The sequence below is a fragment of the Nonomuraea sp. NPDC050404 genome, from assembly GCF_040655495.1.
GTDB lineage: Bacteria > Actinomycetota > Actinomycetes > Streptosporangiales > Streptosporangiaceae > Nonomuraea.
In genome coordinates this window covers 149258-174113 of record NZ_JBFAKB010000019.1, presented here as the reverse complement: position 1 = coordinate 174113, position 24856 = coordinate 149258, and the positions used below count along the sequence as shown (strand labels likewise).

At 71.1% G+C, this 24856-nt stretch carries 26 protein-coding genes; 21 read left to right on the top strand and 5 right to left on the bottom strand.

Going from position 1 to position 24856, the window contains the following annotated elements; genetic code table 11:
* The first annotated feature begins 15 nt into the window (after positions 1–15).
* Genes AB0I81_RS41995 through hisF form a run of 4 tightly spaced genes read left to right on the top strand, consistent with a single transcriptional unit; the run spans position 16 to position 2258 of the window.
* Positions 16–345 (top strand): hypothetical protein, encoded by a 330-nt coding sequence (locus tag AB0I81_RS41995; protein WP_360669530.1) that lies wholly within the window; start codon positions 16–18, stop codon positions 343–345.
* Positions 346–1068: a bifunctional 1-(5-phosphoribosyl)-5-((5-phosphoribosylamino)methylideneamino)imidazole-4-carboxamide isomerase/phosphoribosylanthranilate isomerase PriA gene (gene priA / locus AB0I81_RS41990; RefSeq protein WP_360669527.1), complete on the top strand. Its 723-nt coding sequence runs from the start codon at positions 346–348 to the stop codon at positions 1066–1068.
* Positions 1069–1089: 21 nt separating this feature from the next.
* On the top strand, positions 1090–1500 hold the full coding sequence (locus tag AB0I81_RS41985; RefSeq protein ID WP_360669524.1) for a Rid family hydrolase: 411 nt from the start codon (positions 1090–1092) through the stop codon (positions 1498–1500).
* The gene (gene hisF / locus AB0I81_RS41980) at positions 1497–2258 is read left to right on the top strand and encodes an imidazole glycerol phosphate synthase subunit HisF (protein ID WP_360669521.1); all 762 of its coding nucleotides are present in this window, start codon (positions 1497–1499) and stop codon (positions 2256–2258) included. Before AB0I81_RS41985 ends, hisF begins: the two co-directional genes overlap by 4 nt.
* A gap of 1 nt (position 2259) precedes the next feature.
* Here the strand turns inward: hisF and AB0I81_RS41975 are convergent, their stop codons facing one another.
* The gene (locus tag AB0I81_RS41975) at positions 2260–3621 is read right to left on the bottom strand and encodes a glutamine synthetase family protein (RefSeq protein WP_360669518.1); all 1362 of its coding nucleotides are present in this window, start codon (positions 3619–3621) and stop codon (positions 2260–2262) included.
* A gap of 61 nt (positions 3622–3682) precedes the next feature.
* On the bottom strand, positions 3683–3844 hold the full coding sequence (locus AB0I81_RS41970; RefSeq protein ID WP_360669515.1) for a hypothetical protein: 162 nt from the start codon (positions 3842–3844) through the stop codon (positions 3683–3685).
* A 331-nt stretch (positions 3845–4175) separates the two neighbouring features.
* On the opposite strand from AB0I81_RS41970, the gene AB0I81_RS41965 reads away from it, so the two are divergent.
* Positions 4176–4814 carry a MerR family transcriptional regulator gene (locus AB0I81_RS41965; protein WP_360669728.1) on the top strand — a complete coding sequence of 213 codons (639 nt, stop codon included), beginning with the start codon at positions 4176–4178 and terminating at the stop codon, positions 4812–4814.
* A 111-nt stretch (positions 4815–4925) separates the two neighbouring features.
* Here AB0I81_RS41965 and AB0I81_RS41960 read toward each other — a convergent pair whose 3' ends face one another.
* Entirely contained in the window at positions 4926–5555 is a 630-nt protein-coding gene (locus AB0I81_RS41960; protein WP_360669512.1) for a TIGR03085 family metal-binding protein, read from the bottom strand.
* Positions 5556–5670: 115 nt separating this feature from the next.
* On the opposite strand from AB0I81_RS41960, the gene AB0I81_RS41955 reads away from it, so the two are divergent.
* Positions 5671–7479: an ABC transporter ATP-binding protein gene (locus tag AB0I81_RS41955; protein WP_360669725.1), complete on the top strand. Its 1809-nt coding sequence runs from the start codon at positions 5671–5673 to the stop codon at positions 7477–7479.
* Entirely contained in the window at positions 7476–9257 is a 1782-nt protein-coding gene (locus tag AB0I81_RS41950; protein WP_360669509.1) for an ABC transporter ATP-binding protein, read from the top strand. The genes AB0I81_RS41955 and AB0I81_RS41950 overlap by 4 nt, the downstream gene beginning before the upstream one ends.
* Before the next feature lie 7 nt (positions 9258–9264).
* On the opposite strand, the gene AB0I81_RS41945 is transcribed toward AB0I81_RS41950, so the two are convergent.
* Complete coding sequence (locus AB0I81_RS41945) at positions 9265–9654, bottom strand: ATP-binding protein (RefSeq protein ID WP_360669506.1); 390 nt, start codon at positions 9652–9654, stop codon at positions 9265–9267.
* A complete protein-coding gene (locus AB0I81_RS41940; RefSeq protein WP_360669503.1) occupies positions 9647–10504 on the bottom strand; it encodes an MEDS domain-containing protein in 858 nt (285 codons plus the stop codon). The genes AB0I81_RS41945 and AB0I81_RS41940 overlap by 8 nt, the downstream gene beginning before the upstream one ends.
* Positions 10505–10627: 123 nt before the next feature.
* On the opposite strand from AB0I81_RS41940, the gene AB0I81_RS41935 reads away from it, so the two are divergent.
* The 14 genes from AB0I81_RS41935 (at position 10628) to AB0I81_RS41870 (ending at position 24093) form a co-directional block, all read left to right on the top strand.
* Complete coding sequence (locus AB0I81_RS41935; protein ID WP_360669500.1) at positions 10628–10963, top strand: STAS domain-containing protein; 336 nt, start codon at positions 10628–10630, stop codon at positions 10961–10963.
* A 46-nt stretch (positions 10964–11009) separates the two neighbouring features.
* Entirely contained in the window at positions 11010–11360 is a 351-nt protein-coding gene (hisI, locus tag AB0I81_RS41930) for a phosphoribosyl-AMP cyclohydrolase (RefSeq protein ID WP_360669497.1), read from the top strand.
* A 28-nt stretch (positions 11361–11388) separates the two neighbouring features.
* A complete protein-coding gene (locus AB0I81_RS41925) occupies positions 11389–11967 on the top strand; it encodes a Trp biosynthesis-associated membrane protein (protein WP_360669494.1) in 579 nt (192 codons plus the stop codon).
* A gap of 108 nt (positions 11968–12075) precedes the next feature.
* A complete protein-coding gene (locus AB0I81_RS41920) occupies positions 12076–12651 on the top strand; it encodes a DUF4190 domain-containing protein (protein WP_360669491.1) in 576 nt (191 codons plus the stop codon).
* A gap of 168 nt (positions 12652–12819) precedes the next feature.
* Positions 12820–13434: a CD225/dispanin family protein gene (locus tag AB0I81_RS41915; protein WP_360669488.1), complete on the top strand. Its 615-nt coding sequence runs from the start codon at positions 12820–12822 to the stop codon at positions 13432–13434.
* Positions 13435–13474: 40 nt separating this feature from the next.
* Entirely contained in the window at positions 13475–13906 is a 432-nt protein-coding gene (locus AB0I81_RS41910; RefSeq protein WP_360669485.1) for a DUF2752 domain-containing protein, read from the top strand.
* 133 nt (positions 13907–14039) lie between these two features.
* Positions 14040–14879 (top strand): indole-3-glycerol phosphate synthase TrpC, encoded by an 840-nt coding sequence (trpC, locus tag AB0I81_RS41905; protein WP_360669482.1) that lies wholly within the window; start codon positions 14040–14042, stop codon positions 14877–14879.
* 42 nt (positions 14880–14921) lie between these two features.
* Positions 14922–16127: a tryptophan synthase subunit beta gene (gene trpB, locus AB0I81_RS41900; protein ID WP_360669722.1), complete on the top strand. Its 1206-nt coding sequence runs from the start codon at positions 14922–14924 to the stop codon at positions 16125–16127.
* Between the two features lie 137 nt (positions 16128–16264).
* Positions 16265–17059: a tryptophan synthase subunit alpha gene (gene trpA / locus AB0I81_RS41895; protein WP_360669479.1), complete on the top strand. Its 795-nt coding sequence runs from the start codon at positions 16265–16267 to the stop codon at positions 17057–17059.
* 101 nt (positions 17060–17160) lie between these two features.
* Positions 17161–21045, top strand: a complete 3885-nt coding sequence (locus tag AB0I81_RS41890) for an endo-alpha-N-acetylgalactosaminidase family protein (RefSeq protein WP_360669476.1) — start codon at positions 17161–17163, stop codon at positions 21043–21045.
* 201 nt (positions 21046–21246) lie between these two features.
* Entirely contained in the window at positions 21247–21723 is a 477-nt protein-coding gene (locus AB0I81_RS41885; protein ID WP_360669473.1) for a MauE/DoxX family redox-associated membrane protein, read from the top strand.
* Entirely contained in the window at positions 21723–22487 is a 765-nt protein-coding gene (locus AB0I81_RS41880; RefSeq protein WP_360669470.1) for a thioredoxin domain-containing protein, read from the top strand. The genes AB0I81_RS41885 and AB0I81_RS41880 overlap by 1 nt, the downstream gene beginning before the upstream one ends.
* Positions 22488–22513: 26 nt before the next feature.
* Complete coding sequence (gene lgt / locus AB0I81_RS41875; protein ID WP_360669467.1) at positions 22514–23746, top strand: prolipoprotein diacylglyceryl transferase; 1233 nt, start codon at positions 22514–22516, stop codon at positions 23744–23746.
* A complete protein-coding gene (locus AB0I81_RS41870) occupies positions 23743–24093 on the top strand; it encodes a hypothetical protein (protein ID WP_360669464.1) in 351 nt (116 codons plus the stop codon). Before lgt ends, AB0I81_RS41870 begins: the two co-directional genes overlap by 4 nt.
* The last annotated feature ends 763 nt before the right edge of the window (positions 24094–24856 follow it).

The following is a 24856-nucleotide window of genomic DNA, read 5'->3' as shown; positions in this document are numbered from 1 at the left end:
TGCCAAGAGCCCGCGATGAGCAAGGAGCGCGCCCGCCGCAGGGCCGAGCGGGAGGCCGAGCGGGCGCGCGCCATCCGGGCCAACGAGGAGCGCCAGGCGCGCAGGTCCCGCCGCCGCGCCTTACTGGCCCGCCTGATTCCGCGCCCGGTGCGGTTCTATCGCCAGGGCGGCCTGCTGGCCCGCCGCCACCGAGCCCAGAACGGCGCGGTGGCGGTCGGTTTCCTGATCGTGCAGGTGCTCGTCTGGCTGGTGTGGGGGTCCTTCCCGCTCAGCTTCGCCGTCCTGATCTTCTCCCTGCTGCTCGCACCCGTTGTCATGACCCTCGCATTCGACCGGAGGACCTGAATGTCGCTCGTTTTGCTGCCCGCCGTGGACATCGTGGACGGCCAGGCCGTACGCCTGACGCAGGGCGAGGCCGGGACCGAGACCGCCCACGGCGCTCCCATGGCCGCCGCGTCGGCCTGGCAGGAGGCGGGCGCCGAGTGGATCCACATGGTCGACCTGGACGCCGCGTTCGGGCGGGGCAGTAACCGGGAGCTGATCGCCGAGGTGATCGGCAAGCTGGACGTGAACGTGGAGTTGTCCGGCGGCATCCGCGACGACGACTCCCTGGCCGCCGCGCTGGCCACCGGCTGCCGCCGGGTCAACATCGGCACCGCCGCGCTGGAGAACCCCGAATGGTGCCGGAAGATCATCGCTGAGCACGGCGACAGGATCGCGGTCGGGCTCGACGTGCGCGGCACCACGCTGGCCGCGCGCGGCTGGACCAAGGACTCCGGCGACCTGTGGGAGGTCCTGGACCGGCTGGAGGCCGACGGCTGCCCCCGTTACGTGGTCACCGACGTGACCAAGGACGGCATGATGCAGGGCCCCAACCTCGACCTGTACCGGCAGATCTGCGCCCGTACCGACAAGCCGGTCATCGCCAGCGGCGGCGTTTCCAGCCTCGATGACCTGGTGTCTCTCGCTTCTCTCGTCCCGGACGGAGTGGAGGGCGCCATCGTGGGCAGGGCCCTGTACGCTCACGCGTTCACGCTGGAAGACGCGCTTGCCGCGGTTCGTGTGTAGCTCTTGCCGGGAGGGGGCGAGATGGGCGTAAGCAGCATCAGCATGGAGAGCACCGGTTACAGGGTGTTCTCGGGCGGCATCTGGGAGGAAAGGTACGGCTACGCTCGCGCGGTGGTGGCGGGCGAGCGCGTGATCGTGTCCGGCTGCACGGCCACGGTCGACGGAGAGGTACGCCACGTCGGCGACGCCTACAAGCAGAGCCTGACCGCGATGGACATCGCGCTCGAAGCCGTCCTGCTGGGCGGCCTGACGGTGCACGATGTCGTCATGGTCCGCTACTACGTGGTGGAGCAGCGCCACTTCGACCTGGTCGGCAGGGCCATCCACGACGTTTTCTGCGAGGTCCGTCCCGCCTGCACCGGGGTACGGGTGGCCGGACTGGTCGACCCGAGAATGCTGGTAGAGATCGAGATCGAGGCTTTGCGAACATGACCGTTGCGGTAAGAGTCATCCCCTGTCTCGACGTGGACGCCGGCCGCGTGGTCAAGGGCGTCAACTTCGAGAACCTGCGTGACGCGGGCGATCCCGTCGAGCTGGCCAGGCGCTACGACCAGGAAGGCGCCGACGAGCTGACCTTTCTGGACATCACGGCGTCCTCCGGCGAGCGCGAGACCATGCTCGACGTGGTGCGCAGGACGGCGGAACAGGTGTTCATCCCGCTCACCGTCGGCGGGGGAGTCCGCGCGGTCGAGGACGTGGACCGGCTGCTGCGGGCGGGCGCCGACAAGGTCTCGCTCAACACGGCCGCGATCGCCAGGCCGGAACTGCTCACCGAGGCGTCCAGGAGGTTCGGCGCGCAGTGCATCGTGTTGTCGGTGGACGCCCGCCGGGCGCCCGGCACCGCGAGCGGCTTCGAGGTGACCACCCATGGCGGGCGGCGCGGCACGGGGATCGACGCGGTGGAGTGGGCCGCCCGTGGCGAGGAACTCGGGGTGGGCGAGATCCTGCTCAACTCGATGGACGGCGACGGCACACTCGACGGCTACGACCTGGAGATGTTGCGCGCGGTCAGGGCGGCCGTCCGTGTGCCGGTGATCGCCAGCGGCGGCGCGGGCCGTCTGGAGGACTTCCCTCCGGCGGTGGCGGCGGGCGCCGACGCCGTGCTGGCGGCGAGCGTGTTCCACTTCGGCACGCTGAAGATCTCCGAGGTCAAGGACACGCTCAGGATGGCAGGCCACCCGGTCCGTTAGCTCAGAACACCCGCAGGTGGTGGAAGAGCTCGTAGGAGACGTCCTTGGCGGCGAACGCGGCCGCCTCGGACCGCTTGACGGCCAGGTACGCGCTGCGCCGCAGCGGCCCGAGCGCCTCCATGAGCACTTCGTCGGCCTCCAGCGCGTCGAGCGCCTCACCCAGCGAGGAGGGCAGGCGGGGATAGCGGCCCGGACGGGTGTCCGGGTCGACGTCCACGGCCTCGCCGGGGTCGAGCTTGCGCCGGATGCCGTCGAGGCCCGCGTGGATGACGGCGCCGAGCGACAGGTAGGGGTTGGCCGAGGAGTCCGACGGTTTCAGCTCCAGGTTCGGCTCGCCGGTCTCACCCAGCGGGGAGCAGACCCGGACGGCGGCCTCGCGGTTGTCCGGGCCGTACACGGCGTAGGCGCTGGACCACGTGCGGGGCGCCAGCCGGCGGAAGCTGTTGACGCTGCCGCAGGTCAGGGCGGTGAGGGCGGGCAGGTGCGCGATCAGGCCGCCGATGAAGCCGTCACGTACCTCGCTCTCCTCGGCGAAGACGTTGTGCGTGTCGCTCCACAGGGACAGGTGCAGGTGGGCGCCGTTGCCGGACTGGTCGGCCAGCGGTTTGGGCGCCAGTGAGGCCCACATCTGCATGCGCATGGCCACGCCGCGCACCGTCTCGCGGTAGATGACGTGGTTGTCGGCGGCACGCAGGGCGGGCGCGTGGCGTACCGACAACTCCTGCTGGCCGGGGCCGAGCTCCGGATGGTAGTGCTCGACGCGCAGGCCCTGCGTCTCCAGTGCGCGGATCAGCTTGATGGTGTAGTCGTGCGCGGTGTCGAAGCCCGTGACGGCGTAGCAGAGCGAGTCGTCCACCGGCACGAGCCGGTCGAAGCCGCCGCCCGGGTCGGGCAGCCGCCGGCCGAGCGTGAACTCCGGCTCGAACGCGGCCACCAGCGCGTAGCCCTCGGTCCTGAGTTCGGCGATGGCGTCCTTCAGGAACGTGCGCGGGCACGCCCCCCACGCGGCGCCGTCCGGGAGAACCAGGTCCGACAGCATCGCGGCCGCGCCGGGAGCGTGCGGCAGCGGTACGTACGTGGTGGGGTCGGGGACGATGCGGACCTCGCCCACCGGACCCAGGTGCTCGACCTCCTGAAGCTGGTCGAGCATGTTCATCGCCATCATGGCCACCGTGTGCCCGATGCCCGTGCTGAGCCGTTCGGCCAGTCGCGACCGGGATGCCGCCTTGCCACGGATCACGCCACCGTGGTCGGCGTACAGAAAACGGATCAGCTCGATACCCTCGAGCTCAGCTCGCTCGAGGATGCGTCGCGCATGGGGGTCGAGCTGATGAGGCTTGGTGCCGCTGGGGCGATCTCTCATCCTGCCTGCGTAACACGATCTGGCAGCGCGGGGAAGCACCTGACGCAGACAGAACCTCTCGTCAGGTCAGAACACTTGAGAAGAACACGGCCAACTGATCGGCTCCTTGGATGATTCCGTCGAACACATTGTTGACCGCAGCGGCGGCATTGGCCGGCTGGGTGAACAGGTAGAAGACCACGAACGCCACAGCGACGTACGTGACCACCTTCTTGACCTGCATGGGGGGCCTCCTGCAGTTCCGTTCCCAGCCGTATATACCCGGATCTGGGCGATCACTAGGCATCTCGAGTGAAGACGTACATGATCCTAACCGGGGGGCTTCCTACTCATGCCATGGTACGGGGTGAAGATTACTCGTGAGCGCCTGCCGCGCCGGGGTTTTCGCGCGATCGCCCCGCCGATCGGGCCGGCGGTGAGAGTCCCAGGTCAGCGGGCCGGTACGCGCCCCGCGCGGTGCTCTCCGCCGACGGAAAACCCGCAGCGCCACTTGTCACCGGCCCTGGCTACGCTGGCCCGTACCTTGGCAGGAGAGGAAACGAGCAAGCGTGCGGATGGCGGAACTGAGCGAGACGACGGGCGTTCCGGTCCCGACGATCAAGTACTACATCAGGGAGGGCCTGCTCGAACCGGGCCGGACGGCCGCCCCCAACCAGGCGGACTACGGCCAGGACCACGTGCGCAGGCTCAAACTCGTCCGGGCGCTGGTCGAGTACGGCGGGTTGTCCCTGTCCGCCATTCATGACCTGATCACCCGCGCCGACCACCCCGGCCAGGAGATGTGTGACCTGCTCGCGACCGCGCAGAAGGCCGTGACACAGCCGAAGGACGCGCGTCCGGGGCAGGCCAGGGACAAGGCGCGGGAGCGCCTGCTCGGCCTGGCGCGCACACGCGGCTGGCGGGTCAGGCAGGACGACCCCGCGTTCCGCACCGCCGTCGGCGTGCTGGCCATTCTCGACGAGGTCGGCCACCAGGACATGATCGGGCTGCTCGATGTCTACGCGGATGTGGCGGAGAAGATAGCCGAGGCCGACCTCCGCCTGCTGGGCGGTGTGGCGGGCCGCGAAGACGCGGTGGAGGTCGCCGTCATCGCCACCTCGGTGGGGGACACGCTCATCGGCTCGCTGCGGCGGCTGGCGCAGACCACCACCGCGCAGCGGATGGAAACAAACGAGAACAGCGGCGGTGGCTAGACGCCGAGCGGGGCGGGGGAGCGGCGATGGTTGAACGCGACGACGCCGAGCGGGGCGGGGGAGCGGCGATGGTTGAACGCGACGACGCCCAGCGAGGCGGGGGAGCGGTGGTCAGACGCCCAGGGAGGCGGCGCGCAGGGCGTTGACGGAACCGGGGTCGCCGGTCAGCTCCACCCTGGCGTGCTCCTGCCGCCCGAAACAGAAGACCAGCAGTTCGGCCGCCCGGCCGGTGACCTCCACCCGCGAGCCGCCGCGCGGCCCGCCGAGCGTGACGCCGCCGCCGAGCCGGTGCAGCACCACGCCCACGGGCGACTTGCGCAACATCAGCTTGGCCCCGGTCGAGACCCGCTTCCAGATGACCGCCTCAAGGTCGGCCGGCAACTCGCGCGGCTCCCAGGACGGCTGGGCCCGGCGCACGTCCTCGTGGTGCACGAACAGTTCCAGCGCGTTGACGGCCTCGTCGAGTGCGGGCAGCAGGCCGTACACGCCGCCCGGCTTGCGGATGAGGGAGACCAGCTCGGGGAAGGGATAGCGGGTTTTGTAACGGTTCATCACCGAGGCCGTGTAGCCGGCCAGCGGCTTGAGCGCGATGCCGCCCATCGCGTCGGGCCTGCGCTCGCGTACCGCGAGGTGGGCGGCCAGGTCATAGGTGCTCCAGCCCGCGCACAGGGTCGGCGCGTCGGGGCCGAGTCGGTCTAGCAGATCGCAGAGCGCCGAGCGCTCGTCGCGGGCATGGGTCACGTGCCCAACCCTACCGCTGGGAATAACCACATGATCGGAAGTGATACTGACATACGGAGAAATCATCCGACTTGAGAGGACCCACCGAGTGGCGAGCAAGGTCACCTCGGCCGTGATGCGTCAGGGGCTCCGCGTCCTTGGGGTGGCCATTCGCACCGAGAAGACGGTGTTCACGCTGGCAGTCGTGGCCAGCGCCGTCTATGGCGGCATGACCGTCGCCTCCGCCTGGGCGCTCGGGTGGGCGACGCAGAACGTGGTGCTCACCTCGTTCGCCGACGGCGCCGTCACCGCGGGCGCGATGTGGACCGGCGTACTGCTGATCTTCGGCGCCGCGCTGCTCAAGGCGCTCGGCGTGGCCGGGCGGCGCATCCTGGCCGGGGTCATGCAGTACCGCATGCAGGCCAGGTCGCGCCGCGACGTCACCAAGCAGTACCTGCGCCTGCCGCTGTCCTGGCACCACCGGCACCCCACCGGGCAGCTCCTGTCCAACGCCAGCGCCGACGCCGAGGCCGCCTGGGCCCCGCTCGCGCCGCTGCCGATGGCCGTGGGCGTGATCGTCATGCTGTTCACCGCGGCCGTCGCGATGGTGTTCACCGACCTCCCCCTGGCCCTGGTCGGCTTCCTCATCTTCCCGGCCATCGCCCTGCTCAACCTGGTCTACCAGCGCAAGCTCAGCCCGCTGGCCACCCGCGCCCAGCAACTGCGCGCCGAGGTCAGCGAGATCGCGCACGAGAGCTTCGACGGCGCGCTCGTCGTCAAGACGCTCGGCCGCGAGGACCTGGAGACCGAGCGGTTCCAGCGGCGCGCCCACGAACTGCGCGATGCCAACATCGCCGTCGGCCGGGTGCGCGGCCTGTTCGACCCCATGCTGGAGGCGCTGCCCACGATCGGCGTGCTCGTGGTGCTGGCCGTGGGCTCGATGCGCCTGTCCGCGGGCGCGATCGACGCCGGCGGCCTGGTCCAGGTGGCCTACCTGTTCACCCTGCTGGCCTTCCCCATCAGGGCGCTGGGCTGGGTGCTGGCCGAGCTGCCGCGCAGCGTCGTCGGCTGGCAGCGGGTGCAGGCCGTGCTGGAGGCGAGCGGCTCCATGGAGTACGGCGACACCCCCGTCACCTCCACGGCCCCGGCCAAGCTGGAGGTCCGCGGCGTCTCCTACGCCTACGGCGAGGCCGAGGTGCTGCACGACGTCACCTTCGACGTGCCCGCCGGCCGTACCGTCGCCCTGGTGGGCCCCACGGGATCGGGCAAGTCCACGCTCGTCCAGCTGCTCGGCCGCCTGGTCGACCCGGGGGCGGGACAGGTGCTGCTCGACGAGGTGGACCTGCGGGAGCTGCCCTACGGCGGCGTGGCCGCCTCGATCGCGCTGGTGCCGCAGCAGACGTTCCTGTTCGACGACTCGGTACGCGGCAACGTCGCCCTCGGCGGCGAGCCCGGCGACGACCGGGACGCGAGCCGGGACGAGGATGTGTGGGCCGCCCTGCGGCTGGCCCAGGCCGACGGCTTCGTCGGCCGCCTGCCCGACGGGCTGGACACCCGCGTCGGCGAGCGCGGCGCCTCCCTGTCCGGCGGCCAGCGCCAGCGCCTGGCCCTGGCCCGCGCGGTCGTGCGCCGCCCCCGCCTGCTCATCCTCGACGACGCCACCTCCAGCGTGGACCCCCAGGTCGAGGCCAAGATCCTGTACGGCCTGCGCGACGCCGCGGAGGCGTCAACCGTCGTGGTCGTCGCCTACCGCATGGCCACCATCGCCCTCGCCGACGAGGTCATCTACCTGGACAAGGGCCGCGTCGTGGACCGTGGCCCGCACGACGAGCTGATCGAGCGCTGCGCCGGCTACCGCAACCTGGTGACCGCCTACGAGCGCGAGGAGGCCGAGCGGGCCGCCATCGACGTCACCCCCTTGGAAGAAGAAGAGGTCAGCGCATGACCGCGCAGATCATCCAGCGCGACTCCGAACGCTCCGCGCTGGCCACCATCCGCCGCGGCCTGTCGTTCACGCCCGAGTTCCGCAAGGGCCTGGCGGGCACGCTGGCGCTGGCCGTCATCGCGACCGTCGGCAAGGTCATCGTGCCGATCGCGGTCCAGCAGACGATCGACAGCGGGCTCAAGAGCGGCGTCCCCGACGTGCCCTTCATCACCGCCGCCGTGCTGATCTGCGCGGCGGCGGTGGTGCTGACGGCCCTGGCCGGATACCTCATGAACGTGCGCCTGTACAAGGCCACCGAGGCGTCCCTGGCCACCCTGCGCGTACGCGGCTTCCGCCACGTCCACGACCTGTCGGTGCTGACCCAGAACACCGAGCGCCGCGGCGCCCTGGTCTCCCGGGTCACCAACGACATCGACCAGATCAGCAACTTCATGCAGTGGGGCGGGCTGATGATCATCGTGGCGCTCGGCCAGCTGCTGGTGGCCACCGCCCTGATGTTCGTCTACTCCTGGCAGCTCACGCTGCTGGTCTGGGTCTGCTTCATCCCGCTGATGATCGCCCTGCCGCGCTTCCAGCGGCTGCTCTCGCGGGCGTACACGGTGGTGCGCGAGCGTACCGGTGACATGCTGGCCGCGGTCAGCGAGTCCGTCGTCGGCGCCACCGTCATCAGGGCCTACGCCTCCGAGGGCCGTACCGCCGAGCGTATCGACCGGGCCGTGGACGCCAACAGGAAGGCGCAGACCAGGGCGCAGACCATCGTCGGCTTCGTCTTCCCGCTGACCGAGATCGTGGCCGCCGTCGCCATCGCCGGCATCGTGCTGCTCGGCGTGCGGCTGGGCCTGTCGGGCGACATCACGCAGGGCCGGCTGGTGGCGTTCCTGTTCCTGGTCACGCTGTTCGTCGCGCCGCTGCAGACCGCCACCGAGGTGCTGAACGAGGCGCAGAACGCGGTCGCGGGCTGGCGCCGCATCCTCGGCGTGCTCGACACCCCGCCGGACGTGGCCGACCCCGGCGAGGCCGGCGCGGTGCTGCCGCGCGGTCCCATCGAGGTCGCCTTCGACGACGTGCACTTCTCCTACCCCGGCGGCGCGCCCGTGCTGCGCGAGGTCTCGATCGAGATCCCGCCCCGCTCCCGGGTGGCCGTGGTGGGGGAGACCGGGTCGGGCAAGACCACGTTCGCCAAGCTCCTGACCAGGCTCATGGACCCCGGCTCTGGGCGCGTCACCGTGGACGGCCACGACCTGCGCGACGTGCGCTTCTCCTCGCTGCGCGAGCGGATCGTCATGGTCCCCCAGGACGGCTTCCTGTTCGACGGGACGCTGGCCGACAACGTCCGCTACGGCAAGCCGTCGGCCACCGACGAGGAGATCGAGCTGGCGCTGACCGAGCTGGGCCTGGCCGACTGGCTGGAGGGCCTGCCCGCGGGCCTGGACACGCCGGTCGGGCAGCGCGGCGAGTCGCTGTCGGCGGGCGAGCGCCAGCTCGTCGCGCTGGCCCGCGCCTACCTCGCCGACCCCGACCTGCTCCTGCTGGACGAGGCCACCTCGGCGGTTGACCCGGCCACGGAGGTACGCCTGGCGCGCGCGCTCGAAGGCGTCACCAGGGGCCGCACGGCGATCTCCATCGCGCACCGCCTGTCCACCGCGGAGAACGCCGACGAGGTCCTGGTCTTCGACGCCGGCCGCCTGGTGCAGCGCGGCCCGCACGCGGAGCTGGTCGGACAACCGGGCGTGTACGCCGACCTGCACTCCTCCTGGGTGTCGGCCGCCCACTCCTGACCCACGGCTATTCACCCACGGCGGCGAAGGTCACCGTCGTGCCGGCCGGCCCGGACACGACCATGATGTGATCGCACAACATGCTGGTCAGCCACAGACCCCGCCCGCGGAAGTCGTGCCCCGCGGGCGCCCGGATGCCGCCCATCCACCCCGTGGGCAGCCCGGGGCCCTCATCGGTGACCTCGCACCACAGCCGCCCGCCGTGCGACCACAGTCGTAGCCGGCCGTGCCCGCCGCCGTGCAGGACCGCGTTGGTGGTGATCTCGTTGACCGCCAGCACGAAGTCCTCCAGGTGCCTGCCGGTCAGCCCTTCGTAGGCGGCGTGCTCGGCCACCGTCCTGCGCATGGCGGTGATGCGCCCCCGCGCGAAGGCGGCGCAGAGCACCTGCCTACACATCGTCCGCCCGTCGTACGGCGATGAACGGCGTCGCCCCGATCAGCCGCAGCAGCCGGGCCAGAAAGCCGCGGCAGACGATCGAGGACGACCCGGGCGGCCTGGCCAGCGCCATGTGGGTCAGCAACTGCGCCGAGCCGACGTCGATGAAGTCCAGCCCCGAGGCGTCGATGACGATCTCGCCCGGCTCCTTCTCCAGCGGCGCCAGCAGCGAGGCGAACGCCGGCCGGTTGGTGAGGTCGATGTCGCCCCAGACGCGCAGGCCGCGCGGCGAGGTGGTGGCGGCGAAGCGCAGCAGCGCCCGCTCCGGGGAGATCGGGTGCACCGAGGCGGCCCTGTCCAGGTCGCCGCGGCGGAAGAGCCTGCGGTCGTAGGCGCACACGGCGGCCAGCCACCGCTCGCCGAACACCTCGTTGATCGCCGCCTCGAACACCGCCTGCCCCTCGGTGTCGCGCACTCCCCAGGAGGCGTCGACCAGCGCGTACACGCCGTGCTGCCCGTGCCTGCGGGCCCGCCGCCCCGCCTCGGCCAGCCCCGCGTACACCCGCTCGGGGTCGAGGCAGCCACTTGTGAAGTGGGTGTCGGCGCAGGCCAGGATCTCGACCTGGCCCGCGGACTCGGCGTCGGCGAATCCCGGCACGAGCGGCGCCAGCCAGCCACGCGTCCGCTCGGGGGTGTCGGCGTGCGTGATGATCACCACCTTGGTACGGCGGCGCAGCCCGTTGATCGTGAAGACGCGCGTGGCCGTCATCCGCTCCCGTTCGCCCTCGAACGGCAGGCAGACGTGGTCACCCAGATCTGGGTCGAGGACGGAGCCCGCGACGTGGACCACGATGGTGTCCTCTCCTAGCACGCGTCCCGACGAAACTACCCTGATCCCGGCCATCACGTAGCGCATTCCTGATAAAACACATCGTGACGCGACGCAGGCAGGTGTACCTTTCCAACGGGGTCGCCCGCGGGAGGGGTTGGGAGCGTGGAGGTATTGGAGATGTCGCGGCACCGGCACGGCGAGCAGGTGGTCGTCAGCCTGGTGGGCGAGATCGACGCCGACAACGTCGCGCGGGTCCGCAGCTGCCTGAACGAGGCGGTGGCGACGCACGATCCCCGGTTGGTGGTGGACATGAGCGCGCTGACCTTCATCGACACCACAGGGCTCGGGGTGTTGGTGCGGCTGCTGGCCTCGCTGCGGGACAGGAACGGGACCATGGCGCTCGTGGCGCCCGACGGGCAGGTGCTGCGGCGGCTTCGGCGTACGAACCTGGCGCCGCTGTTCCCCATCTACGACACGCTCCCGCAGGCGCTGGCCTGACCCGCCGCCTCACGGGGCACCCGGCGGGCCTGGTTGAATGGGCGGCATGTCCCTCGACCCCAAGATTGCCGCCCGGCTGAAGCGCAACCCCGACGGCCTGGTCCCCGCGATTGCCCAGCAGTACGACACCGGCGAGGTGCTCATGCTGGCCTGGATGAACGACGAGGCCCTGCATCGGACGCTCACCACCGGCCGGGCCACCTACTGGTCCCGCAGCCGCGCGGAGTTCTGGGTCAAGGGCGACACCTCCGGCAACGTCCAGCACGTCAAGTCCGTGGCGCTCGACTGCGACGGCGACACCATCCTGGTCAAGGTCGATCAGCAGGGCGGCGGCGCCTGCCACACGGGCGACCGTACCTGCTTCGACGCCGACCGGCTCGAGATCGTGCTCGGCTGAGGACTCCAGTTCTGATGGGCGATTTCTGATGGGCGATCGGGCCGCACGCGGCGAACTGCTCGGCTGGCTGGCGGGGACGGTCCTGGGCTGCCTGCTGGTGCTGCTCGCCGCGGGCCAGGCGTGGGTCCGGGTTCTGCAGGAGAGCGACGTGACGGCGCCGACGGGTGGTGACCTCGCTCCCGCGCTGACCCCTCTGGCGCTCGCCGGACTGGCCGGGGCGGTGGCCGCGCTGGCCACCAAGGGCCTGGGCCGCCGGCTGGTCGGCCTGCTGCTCGCCCTGTGCGGGGCGGGCGCCGCCGTGGCGACGTGGACCGCGCGCGACGCCGGCAACGTCACCGGCTGGCTGCGGGAGCGGAACGTGCTGCAGAGCGTCGGGGGCCTGCCCTGGGAGAGCCTGTCCCTGTGGCCGGTCGTCTCGACGGCGGGGGCGGTGCTGATGATCGCCGGGGGAGTCTTCGCGATCGTCCGCGGCGGCAGGTGGGCGGGCATGTCGGCGCGCTACGACCGTGACGCGGGCAAGCCGGCAGGTACCTCCGCGAAGCCGGAGGACGACCGGGCGCTCTGGGACGCGCTCGACAGGGGTGACGACCCCACCGATCACCGCTGACATTCGGCAATGGCCAATCCTGCACTGTTTTGAACCCTTGCCCGTCCGGCGGGCGTTTCCTCATTAAGCTTCCGTGGCAACGCGCCACGAAGACGGAGGAACCAGGTCATGACCTACGGGGAGCAGGGTGCCGACGGCGGCTATGGCCAGCAGCCGCCGAACGCGGGCGGGTACGGCCCGCCGCCACAGGGGAACGGGGGTTACGGATCACAGCCCCCGAGCGGAGGGGGATACGGCCAGCAACCCCCGACCGGCGGGGGCTATGGCCAGCAGCCGTACAGCCATCCGCAGCAACTCGGCTACGGCCAGATGCCCCCGAGCGGCGGCTACGGCCAACCGGGCTACGGCCAGCAGGGGTATGGCCAGCCGGGGTATGGCCAGTACGGACCGCCGCCGTACTCCCGGCCCACCAACGGCATGGCGGTGGCCTCGCTGGTCCTGGGCATCATCGGGCTCGTCGGCTGCGGCATCACCAGCATTCCCGGCGTGATCCTGGGACACATCGCGCTGAACCGGATCAAGCGCACGGGGGAGGAGGGCTCGGGGATGGCCGTGGGCGGCCTGGTCACCTCCTACATCACGGTCGTGCTCTGGCTGGTGACCTGGCTGATCTTCGGCGCGGCGCTGATGTCGCTGATCGGGATGGGGACGGCGGTCTCGTCCTCGTACACGTCGGAGTATTAGTAAACCCGCCGGTAACCTGGCACGCGCGTGACCTGACCGTGACGACCCGCTTGCGGTCCGATTACGAATCATCCCCAAATCGGGTGTTATTCCACGTGAAAGATGGTTTCTCGCTAGGCTGCCGCGCGCAACTCGAACTCGAAGCTGACGACATAAGGGGTCATGAGCATGAGCTACGGTAACCAGGGCGACGGCGGTTACGGCGGCCAGCCGTCCGGCGGCGGTTACGGTCAGCAGCCGCCGAGCGGCGGTGGCGGCTACGGCGGCGGCTACGGCCAGCAGCCCTCCAGCGGCGGTGGCGGCTACGGCCAGCAGCCGCCCAGCGGCGGCGGTGGCTACGGCCAGCAGCCCCCGAGCGGTGGCGGCGGTTACGGTCAGCAGCCCCCGAGCGGCGGCGGTGGCTACGGTCAGCAGCCGCCCAGCGGCGGCGGCTACGGCGGCTACGGTCAGCAGCCCCCGAGCGGCGGTGGCTACGGCGGCGGTTACGGCGCCCCCGGTGGCGGTGGCACCCCGCCCGACAACCACCTTGTCCCCGCCATCCTCACCACCCTGTTCTGCTGCCTCCCGCTCGGCATCGTGTCGATCGTCAAGTCCTCGCAGGTCAACCAGAAGTGGCAGGTCGGCGACTTCGCCGGCGCGCAGCAGGCCTCCGAGGAGGCCAAGACGTGGTGGAAGCGCAGCCTGATCATCGGCGCCGTCGGTTACGGCCTGCTCATCATCGCGTACGTGCTGTTCTTCGTGATCCTGGCGGCCAGCGTCTCCACGGTCGGCACCACGTACTGAGCCCGGCCGCATCACGTACGGGAAGGCAGATACTAGGAGCATGAGCATCGCAACCACCGGGCGGGACGGAAGGCGGCGTCTGAGGGCCCTGCTGCCGCCGCTCGGTGTTGCGGCCGCCACCGGCGTCGTGTTCGCCGTCGTCGGCACGATCGACCCCAACGAGCCCGGTCACTACCCGACCTGCCCGTTCCTGTGGGCCACCGGCCTGTACTGCCCGGGCTGCGGCACGATGCGCACCATCCACGCGCTGGCCCACCTCGACCCGGTCGCCGCGCTCGGCCTCAACCCTCTCGCCGTGGTGATGGTCCCGTTCCTGCTGTTCTGGTGGGGGCGCTGGGTCGTGCGGGCCTGGCAGGGCAGATCGAGAATGACGAAGCTGGCCCACCCGGCGTGGTTGTGGGCGTTCATCGCGATCATCCTCGTCTACTGGGTCGTCCGTAACCTTCCATTTGGGGCGTTCCTCGCGCCATAGGTGGCGTTCACATGGGGTCCGGTGGTGAGGTGACCCCGCGGGGGCCGATACCATCGCAGGATAAAGGCAGAGAGCGGACGCGACGCGAACTCTCCGCCAACCCCCAGAAGCCGACCGGAGGGACCTCAAGCGCGTGAGTGAGCGGACGGAAGGGCCGAGTGTCCTCGACGACATCCTCGACGGGGTGCGTGCCGACCTCGCCGCACGACAGCAGGCCGTCTCGATGGACGAGCTCAAGCAGCGGGCCGAGCGGGCGCAGCCGCCCAGGGACGCCATGGCCGCGCTGGGCGGCGACCGCATCTCGGTGATCGCCGAGGTCAAGCGCTCCAGCCCGTCGAAGGGCGCGCTCGCCGCGATCGCCGACCCGGCGGCGCTGGCGGCCGACTACGAAGCGGGCGGCGCGCACGTCATCAGCGTGCTGACCGAGCGGCGCAAGTTCGGGGGCAGCCTCGAAGACCTGGCCGCGGTCCGCGCCCGGGTGGACATCCCGATCCTGCGCAAGGACTTCATCCTCACCTCCTACCAGCTCTGGGAGGCCCGTGCCCACGGTGCCGACCTGGCCCTGCTCATGGTCGTCTGCCTGGAGCAGGAGGCCCTGGTCTCGCTCATCGAACGGGCCGAGTCGATCGGGCTCACCCCGCTCGTCGAGGTGCACACCGACGAGGAGCTCGAACGGGCGGTCGCCGCCGGCGCCCGGGTCATCGGGATCAACGCGCGAAATCTGAAGACACTCGAGGTCGACCGCGATGTCTTCGCGAAGCTGGCGCCGAAGATCCCCGATAATGTCATCAAGATCGCCGAGTCGGGCGTGCGCGGTCCGCACGACCTGCTCGCCTATGCCCGTGGCGGCGCCGACGCCGTCCTGGTGGGCGAGAGCCTGGTGACCGGCAAGGACCCGCGCAAGGCAGTGGAGGCGCTGGTGACGGCCGGCGCACATCCGTCGACGCGCCCCGACCACTCAGCAGAGGGATAGCAAGCAGTGGCAACAGAAGGCACCATCCTGACCGCCGCCGACCTGGCGGGCAACGCCGCGTACGGCAACGACCCCGACGTGCACGGCAAGTTCGGCATCTTCGGCGGCCGATACGTGCCCGAGGCGCTCATCCCGGCGCTCGACGAGGTCGCCTCGGTCTATGAGAAGGCCAAGAACGACGCGCAGTTCCTGCGCGAGTTCGACCACCTGCTGCGCACGTACGCGGGCAGGCCGACCACGCTGACCGAGGTGCCGCGCTTCGGCGAGCAGGCCGGCGGCGCGCGGATCGTGCTCAAGCGCGAGGACCTCACCCACACCGGCGCGCACAAGATCAACAACGTGCTGGGCCAGGCGCTGCTGACCAAGCGGCTGGGCAAGAAGCGGGTGATCGCCGAGACCGGCGCGGGCCAGCACGGCGTGGCCACCGCCACCGCCGCGGCCCTGCTCGGCCTGGAGTGCGTCATCTACATGGGCGCGGTCGACTGCGAGCGCCAGGCGCTCAACGTGGCCAGGATGAAGCTGCTCGGCGCCACCGTGGTGCCGGTGGACAACGGCTCCCAGACGCTGAAGGACGCCATCAACGAGGCCTTCCGCGACTGGGTGACCAACGTCGACACCACCCACTACCTGTTCGGCACGGTCGCGGGACCGCACCCCTTCCCCGAGATCGTGCGCGACTTCGCGCGGATCATCGGCGTCGAGGCGCGCCGCCAGATGCTGGAGCTGACCGGCAGGCTGCCCGACGCGGTGTGCGCGGCGGTCGGCGGCGGCAGCAACGCGATCGGCATCTTCCACGCCTTCATCGGCGACCAGGACGTACGGCTGCACGGCTACGAGGCGGCCGGGCACGGCCTGGAGAGCGGCGAGCACGCGCTGACGCTCACCGCGGGCTCGGTCGGCGTGCTGCACGGCTCGCGCACCTACGTCCTGCAGGACGACGAGGGCCAGACCATCGAGTCCCACTCGATCTCCGCGGGCCTCGACTACCCGGGCGTCGGCCCCGAGCACGCCTGGTTGAAGGACTCCGGCCGCGCCACCTACCACGGCGTCACCGACGACCAGGCGATGGCCGCGTTCTCGCTGCTGGCCAGGACCGAGGGCATCATCCCGGCCATCGAGTCCGCCCACGCCCTGGCGGGCGCGCTGGAGCTGGGCCGCGAGCTCGGCCCCGAGGCGACCATCCTGGTCAACCTCTCCGGTCGCGGCGACAAGGACATGGGCACGGCCATGAAGTACTTCAACCTCTGACACCGACGAGCCGCTGACGGCCTGCGCCGGGCCGGGCGCGCCCGCGACCATCCTTCTCCGCCTCACCGGCGCGGGGATTCTGGAGCGGGCGCGCGCCAGGGCATCATGGTGAGACTCGACCTTTGAAACGGACGGACATGACGACTCTTCAGACGGTTTTCGCCAAGGCGAAGGCGGACAACCGGGCCGCGCTCGTCGGCTACCTGCCCGCGGGCTTCCCGTCCAAGGACGGTGCCATCGCCGCCGCCGCGGCCCTGGTGGAGGCCGGCTGCGACGTCATCGAGATCGGCCTGCCCTACTCCGACCCGCTCATGGACGGGCCGACGATCCAGGCCGCGGTGCACAGGGCGCTGACCAACGGCACGCGCATCGCCGACGTGCTGCGCACGGTCGAAGGCGTGGCCGCCACCGGGGCCGCCACGCTGGTCATGACGTACTGGAACCCGATCGACAAGTACGGCGCCGAGCGGTTCGCGCGTGACCTGGCGAGCGCGGGCGGCGTGGGCACGATCACGCCCGACCTGACGCCCGAGGAGTCCGAGCCGTGGCGGGCCGCGTCGGCGTCGGCGGGCATCGACACGGTGTTCCTGGTCGCGCCCAGCTCGACGGAGGCGCGCATCAAGGCCGTCGTGGACTGCTGCACCGGTTTCGTGTACGCGGCCTCGCTCATGGGGGTCACGGGCGCCAGGGAGAGCGTCAACGTCGCCGCCGAGGGCCTGGTCAAGCGGACCAAGGCGCACACCGACCTGCCCGTCTGCGTGGGTCTCGGGGTCGGTACGGGCGCGCAGGCGGCCGAGGTGGCGACCTATGCCGACGGCGTCATCGTGGGGTCGGCGTTCATCCGCCGCATCCTCGACGCGCCGGACGAGGGCGCCGGGCGCGAGTCGATCTCGGTCCTGGCCAAGGACATGGCGCGGGGCGTACGCCGCTGAGCCGGCCGGACGAGTGCGTGTAGCCGGGCGCGGTTCCCCAATGGGGAGCCGCGCTTTACCGTTTGTGTCAGACGGTGCTACGTATGACCGGAAGGACACTTATGCGTCCAGGTCCCGCGCTCCTCGCAGCCCTCGCCCTCACGGCCACGGCCATGGCCGCCCCGACCTTCGCGCCCGCTGTTGCCGAGTCCGGAGTGGGCGCCTCCCAGGCGCCGCCCGCGCCGGAGGTGACGCCCACGTACGAGCTGCCCTCGCCCGAGCCCCCGCCCACCGGCCCCGCCCAGCCCCCGCCCACCGCGCAGAACCTGCCGCCGACGCCCGCACGGGTGACCGAGCCCATCGTGATCTCGTCGGCGGCGCTGCGCGTGGAGCTGGACCCGGCCTTCCCGCGCGTCCTGGGCTACACCGACAGGGCGGGCGGGGCCACGCTCGGCGGCAGCACGGGCGTGCCCGCCGTGCTGCTGAACGGCCAGGCCCGCGCCCCGCGGGTGAGCCTGACCGGCAATGACGGCGCCACCGCGCGTTACCGGCTGGCGTTCGGCGACGGCGTCGCCCTGGAGGCCAGTGTCGGGGTCAAGGGCAGGGTGACGACGTTCACGATCGACAGGGTGAGCGACACCGAGGCGTTCCGGATCAACACCATCGACCTGCCGGGGCACGACCTGGTGTCGGTGTCGGGCGCGCAGGAGGGCGCGGCGACCGCGTTCACCCGGCTGGATCCCAACTCCACCCGCACCGCCGACGTGTTCGCCCCGGTCACGAGCGCCACGGCGCCGGAGGAGACGCCGGTCGGGGCGACGTACGCGATCGTCAACACCGATCGGCTGGCCGCCGCCGTCGAGTCGAACTCCACCTACGACCGCCCCTCGGGCGTGACGGACCGGGACGCGGCCAGGCTCTGGCACCAGGCCAGGAAGGACGCCGGCGGCACCGTACGGGTGGCCGTCTGGAGCGGCCAGTGGATCCACCGCGCGAGCGGCGCGCCGTTCACCGAGGAACGGCCGTGGGCCAAGGTCGTGATCACCCCGGACGCCAACGGCGACGGCACGCTCGACTGGCAGGACGGCGCGATCGCGTTCAGGAGCATCGCGGTCCGGCCGCCGGGCGCGGAGCAGACCAGGGACCGGGTGGTCACGCACATCCCGTTCAACTTCTCCAGCCAGGCCACGCACCCGTTCCTGCGCACGCTCGACGACGTCAAGCGCATCTCGCTGGCCACCGACGGGCTCGGCCAGCTCGCGCTGCTCAAGGGCTACCAGTCCGAGGGCCACGACGCCGCGCATCCGGACTACGGCGGTAACTACAACCGCCGCGCGGGCGGCTTGGCGGACCTCAACGCGCTGCTCAGGGGCGGTAAGGCGTGGAATGCGACGTTCGGCGTGCACGTCAACGCCACCGAGTCCTACCCCGAGGCCAGGAGCTTCGACGAGCGGCTGGTGAACAAGGACGCCAAGGGCTGGAACTGGCTCGACCAGGCGTACCTCATCGACCAGCGCGGCGACCTGGCCGCGGGCACGCTGGCGGGCAGGTTCGCCCGGTTGCGCGAGGAGACCGACCGCAACCTCGCGGTGTTGTACGTGGACGTGTTCAGGCCCTTCGGCTGGGTGGCCGACCGCACGCTGGCCGAGCTGCGCGCGCAGGGCTGGCAGGTGAGCACGGAATGGTCGGACAAGCTGGAGCGCTCGTCGTTGTGGGCGCACTGGGCCAACGACCTCAACTACGGCGGAGTCACCAACAAGGGACTCAATTCGCAGATCATCCGGTTCATCCGCAACCACGAGAAGGACGTCTGGAACGCCCATCCCATCCTCGGCAACGCGCGCATCGTGGAGTTCGAGGGCTGGACGGCGGAGAACGACTTCACCGCCTTCTCCCGCAACATCTGGGAGCACAACCTGCCGGTCAAGTTCCTGCAGCAGCACGAGATCGTGGACTGGAACGCCGACGAGATCGTGTTCGCCGGGGGCGTGCGCGGCACGTACCAGGATGGGCGGCGTGAGCTGTTCGCGGGCGGGCGCAAGGTGCTCGACGGCGGCACGTACCTGCTGCCCTGGAAGGGCCGGTACTACCACTACAACCCGGCGGGCGGTGAGACGAGCTGGGCGGCCGACCGGGTGATGAGCGTGTACGAGCTCACCGACCAGGGCCGCGTCCCGGCCGGGACGGTCACCCCGTCGGGCGGGAAGATCACCCTGAGCGCGAAGGCCGGCGTGCCGTACGTGCTCCATCCCGGCGGGGCGCCCCGGCAGGCCGACCCCGGCTGGGGGCGGGGGAGCGGCGTGCGCGACCCGGGCTTCAACGGCGACCGGCTCACCGGCTGGAGCGTCAGCGGGCCCGTCGGCGTACGGCGCGATGAGCTGGGCCGGCGCTTCGCGGTGCTCGGCGGCGGCCGGACGGCCCGCCTGGAGCAGCCGCTGAGAGGTCTGCGTAAGGGCCGGACGTACACCGCCTCGGCGTTCGTCGAGGTGGAGCCGGGCAGGACGCGCGCGACCACCCTGGAGGCCGGGGGCGAGGCGGTGACGGTGCGGCGCTCCACGGCCATGAACTACATCGCCTCCGACGAGAAGCACGACACCTACTTCCAGCGGGTAAAGGTGACCTTCACCGCGCCCGGCCCGTCCGTCACGCTGCGGATCACGGCCGCGGCGGGCGAGGGGGAGGTGCGGGTGGACGACGTGCGCGTGTTCGAGCGGGAGCCGGCCGGCGCGGTGGAGACGTTCGAGTCCGTGGAGCCCGGCTGGGGGCCGTTCGTGAAGGGGGACGCGGGCGGGTCGTTCGACGCGCGTACGCATCTGGCGGAGCGGCACGAGCCGTACACGCAGGCCGGGTGGAACGGCAAGACGGTCGATGACGTGCTGGCCGGGAACTGGTCGCTGAAGGCGCACGAGGAGCGGCAGGGACTGATCTACCGTACGGTGCCGCAGAGCGCGCGGTTCGAGCCGGGGCGCGCCTATGAGGTGTCGTTCGCCTACCAGAACGCCCAGGCGGGCACCTACCAGTGGGTCACCGGCTACGACACGGGCGGCGCGAGCGTCGAGACCCGCCGCACGCCCATCCCCGAACGGCGCGTCACCACCCGCTTCACCGAACGCGTGGTGGGCGGGTGCGGCGAGGTGTGGGTGGGGCTGCGGTCGCTGCGGCCCGAGCAGGCCGGGGCCGACTTCATCCTGGACGACTTCGCCGTCACCGACCTCGGGCCCGCCCAGGAGGGGCAGGCGTGCGGGACACTCGACCTGACACCCGTCGCCGAGGCGTTCGAGCAGGGCGCGGCCAACGAGGTCACCACCGTGTTCGGCAATCTTGAGGACGTGGCCGTGGAGGACGTGTCGGTGCGGCTGGAGGCGCCCGGAGGCTGGACGGTATCGGGCGACGGGAGCGGCGCGGTCCCGCCGGGCGGGAAACTGACCACGACCTGGCGGGTCACCCCGCCCGCCGACACGCCGTACGGCACCTATGAGCTGGCCGCCACGGCCGCCTACACCGTCGGTGGCGTGCCCAGGACGTTGCGCGCCACCGCCTTCGTGCGCACGCTGCCGCCCCCGCCGTCCGGCGACGCCTTCGCCTCCGACCTGGAGTGGGTCGGCGCGGACAACGGCTGGGGGCCGGTGGAGCGCGACCGTTCCAACGGCGACACGGGTACGGCCGACGGCGGGCCCATCGTGATTTCCGGGCGAACGTTCGACAAAGGGCTGGGCACGCACGCGCCCGCGAAAGTGCGTTTCTACCTGGGTGGGCGGTGTACGACGTTCACGGCGTTCGTCGGTGTTGACGATGTGCAGGCGACGCGGGGATCGGTGGAGTTCGCCGTGGTGGCCGACGGGGTGGAGAAGGTACGCAGCCCCGTGTTGCGGGCCGCCGATCCGGCGTACGAACTGAACGCGGACCTCGCCGGCGCCCGCTACGCCGACCTGGTGGCGGGCGACGGGGGCGACGGCATCGGCAACGATCACGCGGACTGGGGCGAGGCCAGGTTCAGGTGCGCGTAACGGCGAGGTTCGGGCCGGGGCGATAGGCGGTATATGTCGCAACACTCCCAGCTCAGCGGCGGTAAACTCGCTTAACTGTTGCTTATCCTCTGCGTGATCGGATGGTGCCCGGATACTGTGCGCTTTCCGGCGCAGAGACAGAGGAGAACACTTGTGACCGCGTCACAACCGTCACCTAAGGCGAGAACGGCGATACCCTGGGTGACGACCGTTGCCCGGCTGGTTCTGGGCGGGGTGCTGATCGCGGCGGGTGCGCTCAAGATCGGCAACCCGGCCGACTCCGTCGTGGCGGTCAAGGCATACCAGCTGCTGCCAGAAACGATCGCCGTCACGGTGGGCTACGCCCTGCCGATCCTGGAGATCGTGGTCGGCGTGCTGCTGGTCGTCGGTCTGCTGACCAGGGTGGCCGCGGTGATCGCCGCGCTGCTCATGCTCGCGTTCGTGTTCGGCATCGCCTGGGCGTGGGCGAAGGGCCTGCGGATCGACTGCGGCTGTTTCGGCGGCGGCGGCCAGCTGGGGGCGGGACAAGAGCCGACCTACCTGCTCGACATCCTGCGCGACTTCGGCCTCGTGCTGCTGGGCGTCTGGGCCGTGCGCTTTCCGCCGGGCCGCTTCGCGCTCGACGGCGCCCTCGGCCTCGGGGGCGACAATCGTGATGATGAGGGGGATGACGACTGATGGGCAAGGGCGAGCGAACGAAGACGAAGTCGCAGTCCGCGCGTGACAAGATCAGGGAGCAGCAGGCCGCTCAGCGGGCCCGCGACCAGCGCAAACGCGTGATCACGTACGTGACCGCCGGCGCCGTCGCGGTGGCCGCGGTCGGGCTCGGCTGGTGGTACGCCGCCAGCATCTCCAAGTCGGAGGAGGCCACCGCGGCGCTGGCGCCGGTCACCGTACAGGCCGACGGCACCGCCGTGATGGCCAAGAGCGGCGTCACGGCGCCCGTGGTGGACATCTACGAGGACTTCCAGTGCCCGGCCTGCAAGGAGCTGGAGCGGGTCAGCGGCCAGACCTTCAAGAACCTCGCCGCCGAGGGCAAGGCCAAGGTCGTCTTCCACCCGATCACGATCTTCTCGCAGGAGCCGACCAAGTCCAACTCGGTACGCGCGGCCAACGCGGTGCGCTGCACGGCCGACGGCAAGCAGTGGCTGGCCATGCACGACCTGCTGTTCGACAACCAGCCCTCGGAAACCGTGGAGGGTTTCAAGGTCGATCAGCTCAAGCAGTGGGGCCAGGAGGCGGGGGCCGACCCGGCGACCTTCGACCAGTGCGTGACCTCGCAGAAGAACGCCGAGGCGCACCTGGCGTACAGCAAGAAGGTCAGTGACGAGCAGAAGCTCACCCACACGCCGACAGTGAAATTGAACGGCACCGAAATAGACAATCAGGTACTGTTCAGCCCGAGCCAGCTTCGCGATGAGATTACCGAGGCGGCTAAGTAGGCTCGCTTCCGCTACCCTCACGTGACATGCCCCTAGCCTCGATTCCCAGCCCCGCCGAAGGGGTCTGGTATCTCGGATTCATCCCGATCCGGGCTTATGCGCTATGCATCGTGCTCGGCGTCATCGTCGCCGTCTGGCTGAGCGAGCGGCGCTGGCGCGCTCGCGGCGGCCAGGCGGGGACGATCATCGACATCGCGGTCCCCGCGGTCATCTTCGGCCTGATCGGCGGCCGCCTCTACCACGTCATCACCGACTGGCAGACCTACTTCGGCGACCGGGCGATCAAGGAGCCCTACCGGGCGCTGTTCATCTGGGAAGGCGGCCTGGGCATCTGGGGCGCGGTCGCGCTCGGCGGCTTCGGCGTCTGGCTGGCCGCGCGCAAGCGCGGCCTGTCCATGGGCGCCCTCGCCGACACGATCGCGCCCGGCCTCGCCTTCGCGCAGGCCATCGGCCGCTGGGGCAACTGGTTCAACCAGGAGTTGTACGGCTCGCCGACCACGCTGCCGTGGGGCCTGGAGATCGACGTCGACCACGGCGGCGAGCCCGGCGTGCTCTACCACCCGACGTTCCTGTACGAGTCGCTGTGGGACCTCGCGCTCGGCTTCGTGCTCATCCTCGCCGGCCGCCGCTTCGCGCTGCACCACGGGCGGCTGTTCGCCCTCTACGTCGCCGGTTACACGGCCGGCCGCTTCTGGATCGAAGGGCTGCGCATCGACCCGGTCGGCGGAGTCGACTACGCGGTGGAGTTCATCGGGTTGCGGATCAACCAGTGGACCTCGATCGTGTTGTTCGTGGCCGCGCTGGCGTACTTCTGGGCGACCAGGAACAAGACGGGCGAGGAGGTCGTGGTCTCGCCGTTCGGCACCGACCCGAAGCCTTCGGATCCGGCGCACGCCGAGGGCCAGGACGATTCCGACGTGGACCCGCTGCACGCGAGCGGCCAGGACGACCCCGGACCGGACCCCCTGCACGCCAAGGGCCAGGACGACCCGGGCGTGGACCCGCCGCATTCGGACGGCCAGGACGATTCCGACGTGGACCCGCTGCACACGAAGGGCCAGGACGATCCCGGAGCGGACCCGCTCCACGCCAAGGGCCAGGACGACCCGGGCGTGGACCCGCTGCACTCGACCGGCCAGGCGGACCTCGACAAGGAAGACCCTGAGGATTCCGGCGACGACGCGGCCCCGAAGACGGGGGACGACCGCGCGGAGCTTCCCGACACCGAAACCGCGACGAAGGAGAAGAACTCGCGATGAACGATCGCGCGAAGATCCACCACCGCAATCGTGACGTCACCGGAGGCCGACCACGGCCATCCGGGACCGGCGCGATGAACGGCCTGGTGTCGAACTTCGCGCTCATCGCGAGCACCCCGGACGGCACCACAGGCCCGACAGCCCTCACGCCGGGCGGCGTCGCCTTCACACCCGGCGGCGTCGCCCTCACGCCGGGCGGCAGCGTTGCCATCACGCCCGGCGGCGGCTTCGCCGGGCGTGCGCCCCTGTCCACGGCGGGCGGCGCCTGCGTGCCGATCTCCGACCGGCGCCAACCCGTCCCAACCGGAATCGCCCTCGGCAGTCCGATCGGGGCGGCGGGCCGGTGATGGCCCGAAGAAGAGGCCCGTCGAGCTCCGGCGGCGGGCGTTCGAGCGGCGACCGCACAGGCCGCAACCGATCCCCCCGCCCCGCCCCCGACGACACCGGTTCCCCGCCTCGGGACACCGGCCATGGCGGTCGCCAGGACGCGGGCACCGACACCGGCGGCTGGCTGTCCGCGAGCGCTGACGGCGGCTGGCAGGTTTCGGGCACGACCGACGGCAACTGGCCGCCCCCAGGCACTGCTGACGGCGGCTGGCCGGCCTCGGGCACGGATGGCGGCCGGCGGTCGGCCGGTGGCACGGACAGCAGGGGCTGGCCGGCTGCGGATGGTGGTCGTCGGTCGGCTGGCGGTACAGACAGCAGTGGCTGGCCGGTTGCCCAGGGCGATGGTGGCGGGCGGTCGTCGGCTCATGCGGCGAGTGGTGGTTGGCCGGCTGCGGATGGCGGTCGACGGTCGGCCGGTGGCACGGACAGTAGAGGGTGGCCCGCTGCCCAGGCCGATGGTGGTGGCGGGCGGTCGTCGTCGGCTCATCCCGAGAGCGGCGGGTGGCAGGCGGCGGCGCATGGCGAAGGCGGAGGCCGGCGCTCGTCCGGCAGCGACACCGGCGGCCGGCGTGCCGTCAGCGGCGCCCATCCGGCAACCGAGGCGGAGGGCGGCAGGCGAACGACGGGCAGCCGCAGCGCCCGGAGAGCGGCCCGCGCCCGAGAGGTCGGTCACTCCGCGGAGCAGCCGGCCACCGGCGACTGGCAGTCAGCCAGAACGGACAG

Excerpts from the sequence above, each read along its gene's own strand:
- AB0I81_RS41995 (WP_360669530.1), top strand. The coding sequence starts at position 16 with ATGAGCAAGGAGCGCGCCCGCCGCAGGGCCGAGCGGGAGGCCGAGCGG.
- priA (WP_360669527.1), top strand. The coding sequence starts at position 346 with ATGTCGCTCGTTTTGCTGCCCGCCGTGGACATCGTGGACGGCCAGGCC.
- AB0I81_RS41985 (WP_360669524.1), top strand. The coding sequence starts at position 1,090 with ATGGGCGTAAGCAGCATCAGCATGGAGAGCACCGGTTACAGGGTGTTC.
- hisF (WP_360669521.1), top strand. The coding sequence starts at position 1,497 with ATGACCGTTGCGGTAAGAGTCATCCCCTGTCTCGACGTGGACGCCGGC.
- AB0I81_RS41975 (WP_360669518.1), bottom strand. The coding sequence starts at position 3,621 with ATGAGAGATCGCCCCAGCGGCACCAAGCCTCATCAGCTCGACCCCCAT.
- AB0I81_RS41970 (WP_360669515.1), bottom strand. The coding sequence starts at position 3,844 with ATGCAGGTCAAGAAGGTGGTCACGTACGTCGCTGTGGCGTTCGTGGTC.
- AB0I81_RS41965 (WP_360669728.1), top strand. The coding sequence starts at position 4,176 with ATGGCGGAACTGAGCGAGACGACGGGCGTTCCGGTCCCGACGATCAAG.
- AB0I81_RS41955 (WP_360669725.1), top strand. The coding sequence starts at position 5,671 with ATGCGTCAGGGGCTCCGCGTCCTTGGGGTGGCCATTCGCACCGAGAAG.
- AB0I81_RS41950 (WP_360669509.1), top strand. The coding sequence starts at position 7,476 with ATGACCGCGCAGATCATCCAGCGCGACTCCGAACGCTCCGCGCTGGCC.
- AB0I81_RS41945 (WP_360669506.1), bottom strand. The coding sequence starts at position 9,654 with ATGTGTAGGCAGGTGCTCTGCGCCGCCTTCGCGCGGGGGCGCATCACC.
- hisI (WP_360669497.1), top strand. The coding sequence starts at position 11,010 with ATGTCCCTCGACCCCAAGATTGCCGCCCGGCTGAAGCGCAACCCCGAC.
- AB0I81_RS41925 (WP_360669494.1), top strand. The coding sequence starts at position 11,389 with ATGGGCGATCGGGCCGCACGCGGCGAACTGCTCGGCTGGCTGGCGGGG.
- AB0I81_RS41920 (WP_360669491.1), top strand. The coding sequence starts at position 12,076 with ATGACCTACGGGGAGCAGGGTGCCGACGGCGGCTATGGCCAGCAGCCG.
- AB0I81_RS41915 (WP_360669488.1), top strand. The coding sequence starts at position 12,820 with ATGAGCTACGGTAACCAGGGCGACGGCGGTTACGGCGGCCAGCCGTCC.
- AB0I81_RS41910 (WP_360669485.1), top strand. The coding sequence starts at position 13,475 with ATGAGCATCGCAACCACCGGGCGGGACGGAAGGCGGCGTCTGAGGGCC.
- trpA (WP_360669479.1), top strand. The coding sequence starts at position 16,265 with ATGACGACTCTTCAGACGGTTTTCGCCAAGGCGAAGGCGGACAACCGG.
- AB0I81_RS41890 (WP_360669476.1), top strand. The coding sequence starts at position 17,161 with ATGCGTCCAGGTCCCGCGCTCCTCGCAGCCCTCGCCCTCACGGCCACG.
- AB0I81_RS41880 (WP_360669470.1), top strand. The coding sequence starts at position 21,723 with ATGGGCAAGGGCGAGCGAACGAAGACGAAGTCGCAGTCCGCGCGTGAC.
- lgt (WP_360669467.1), top strand. The coding sequence starts at position 22,514 with ATGCCCCTAGCCTCGATTCCCAGCCCCGCCGAAGGGGTCTGGTATCTC.
- AB0I81_RS41870 (WP_360669464.1), top strand. The coding sequence starts at position 23,743 with ATGAACGATCGCGCGAAGATCCACCACCGCAATCGTGACGTCACCGGA.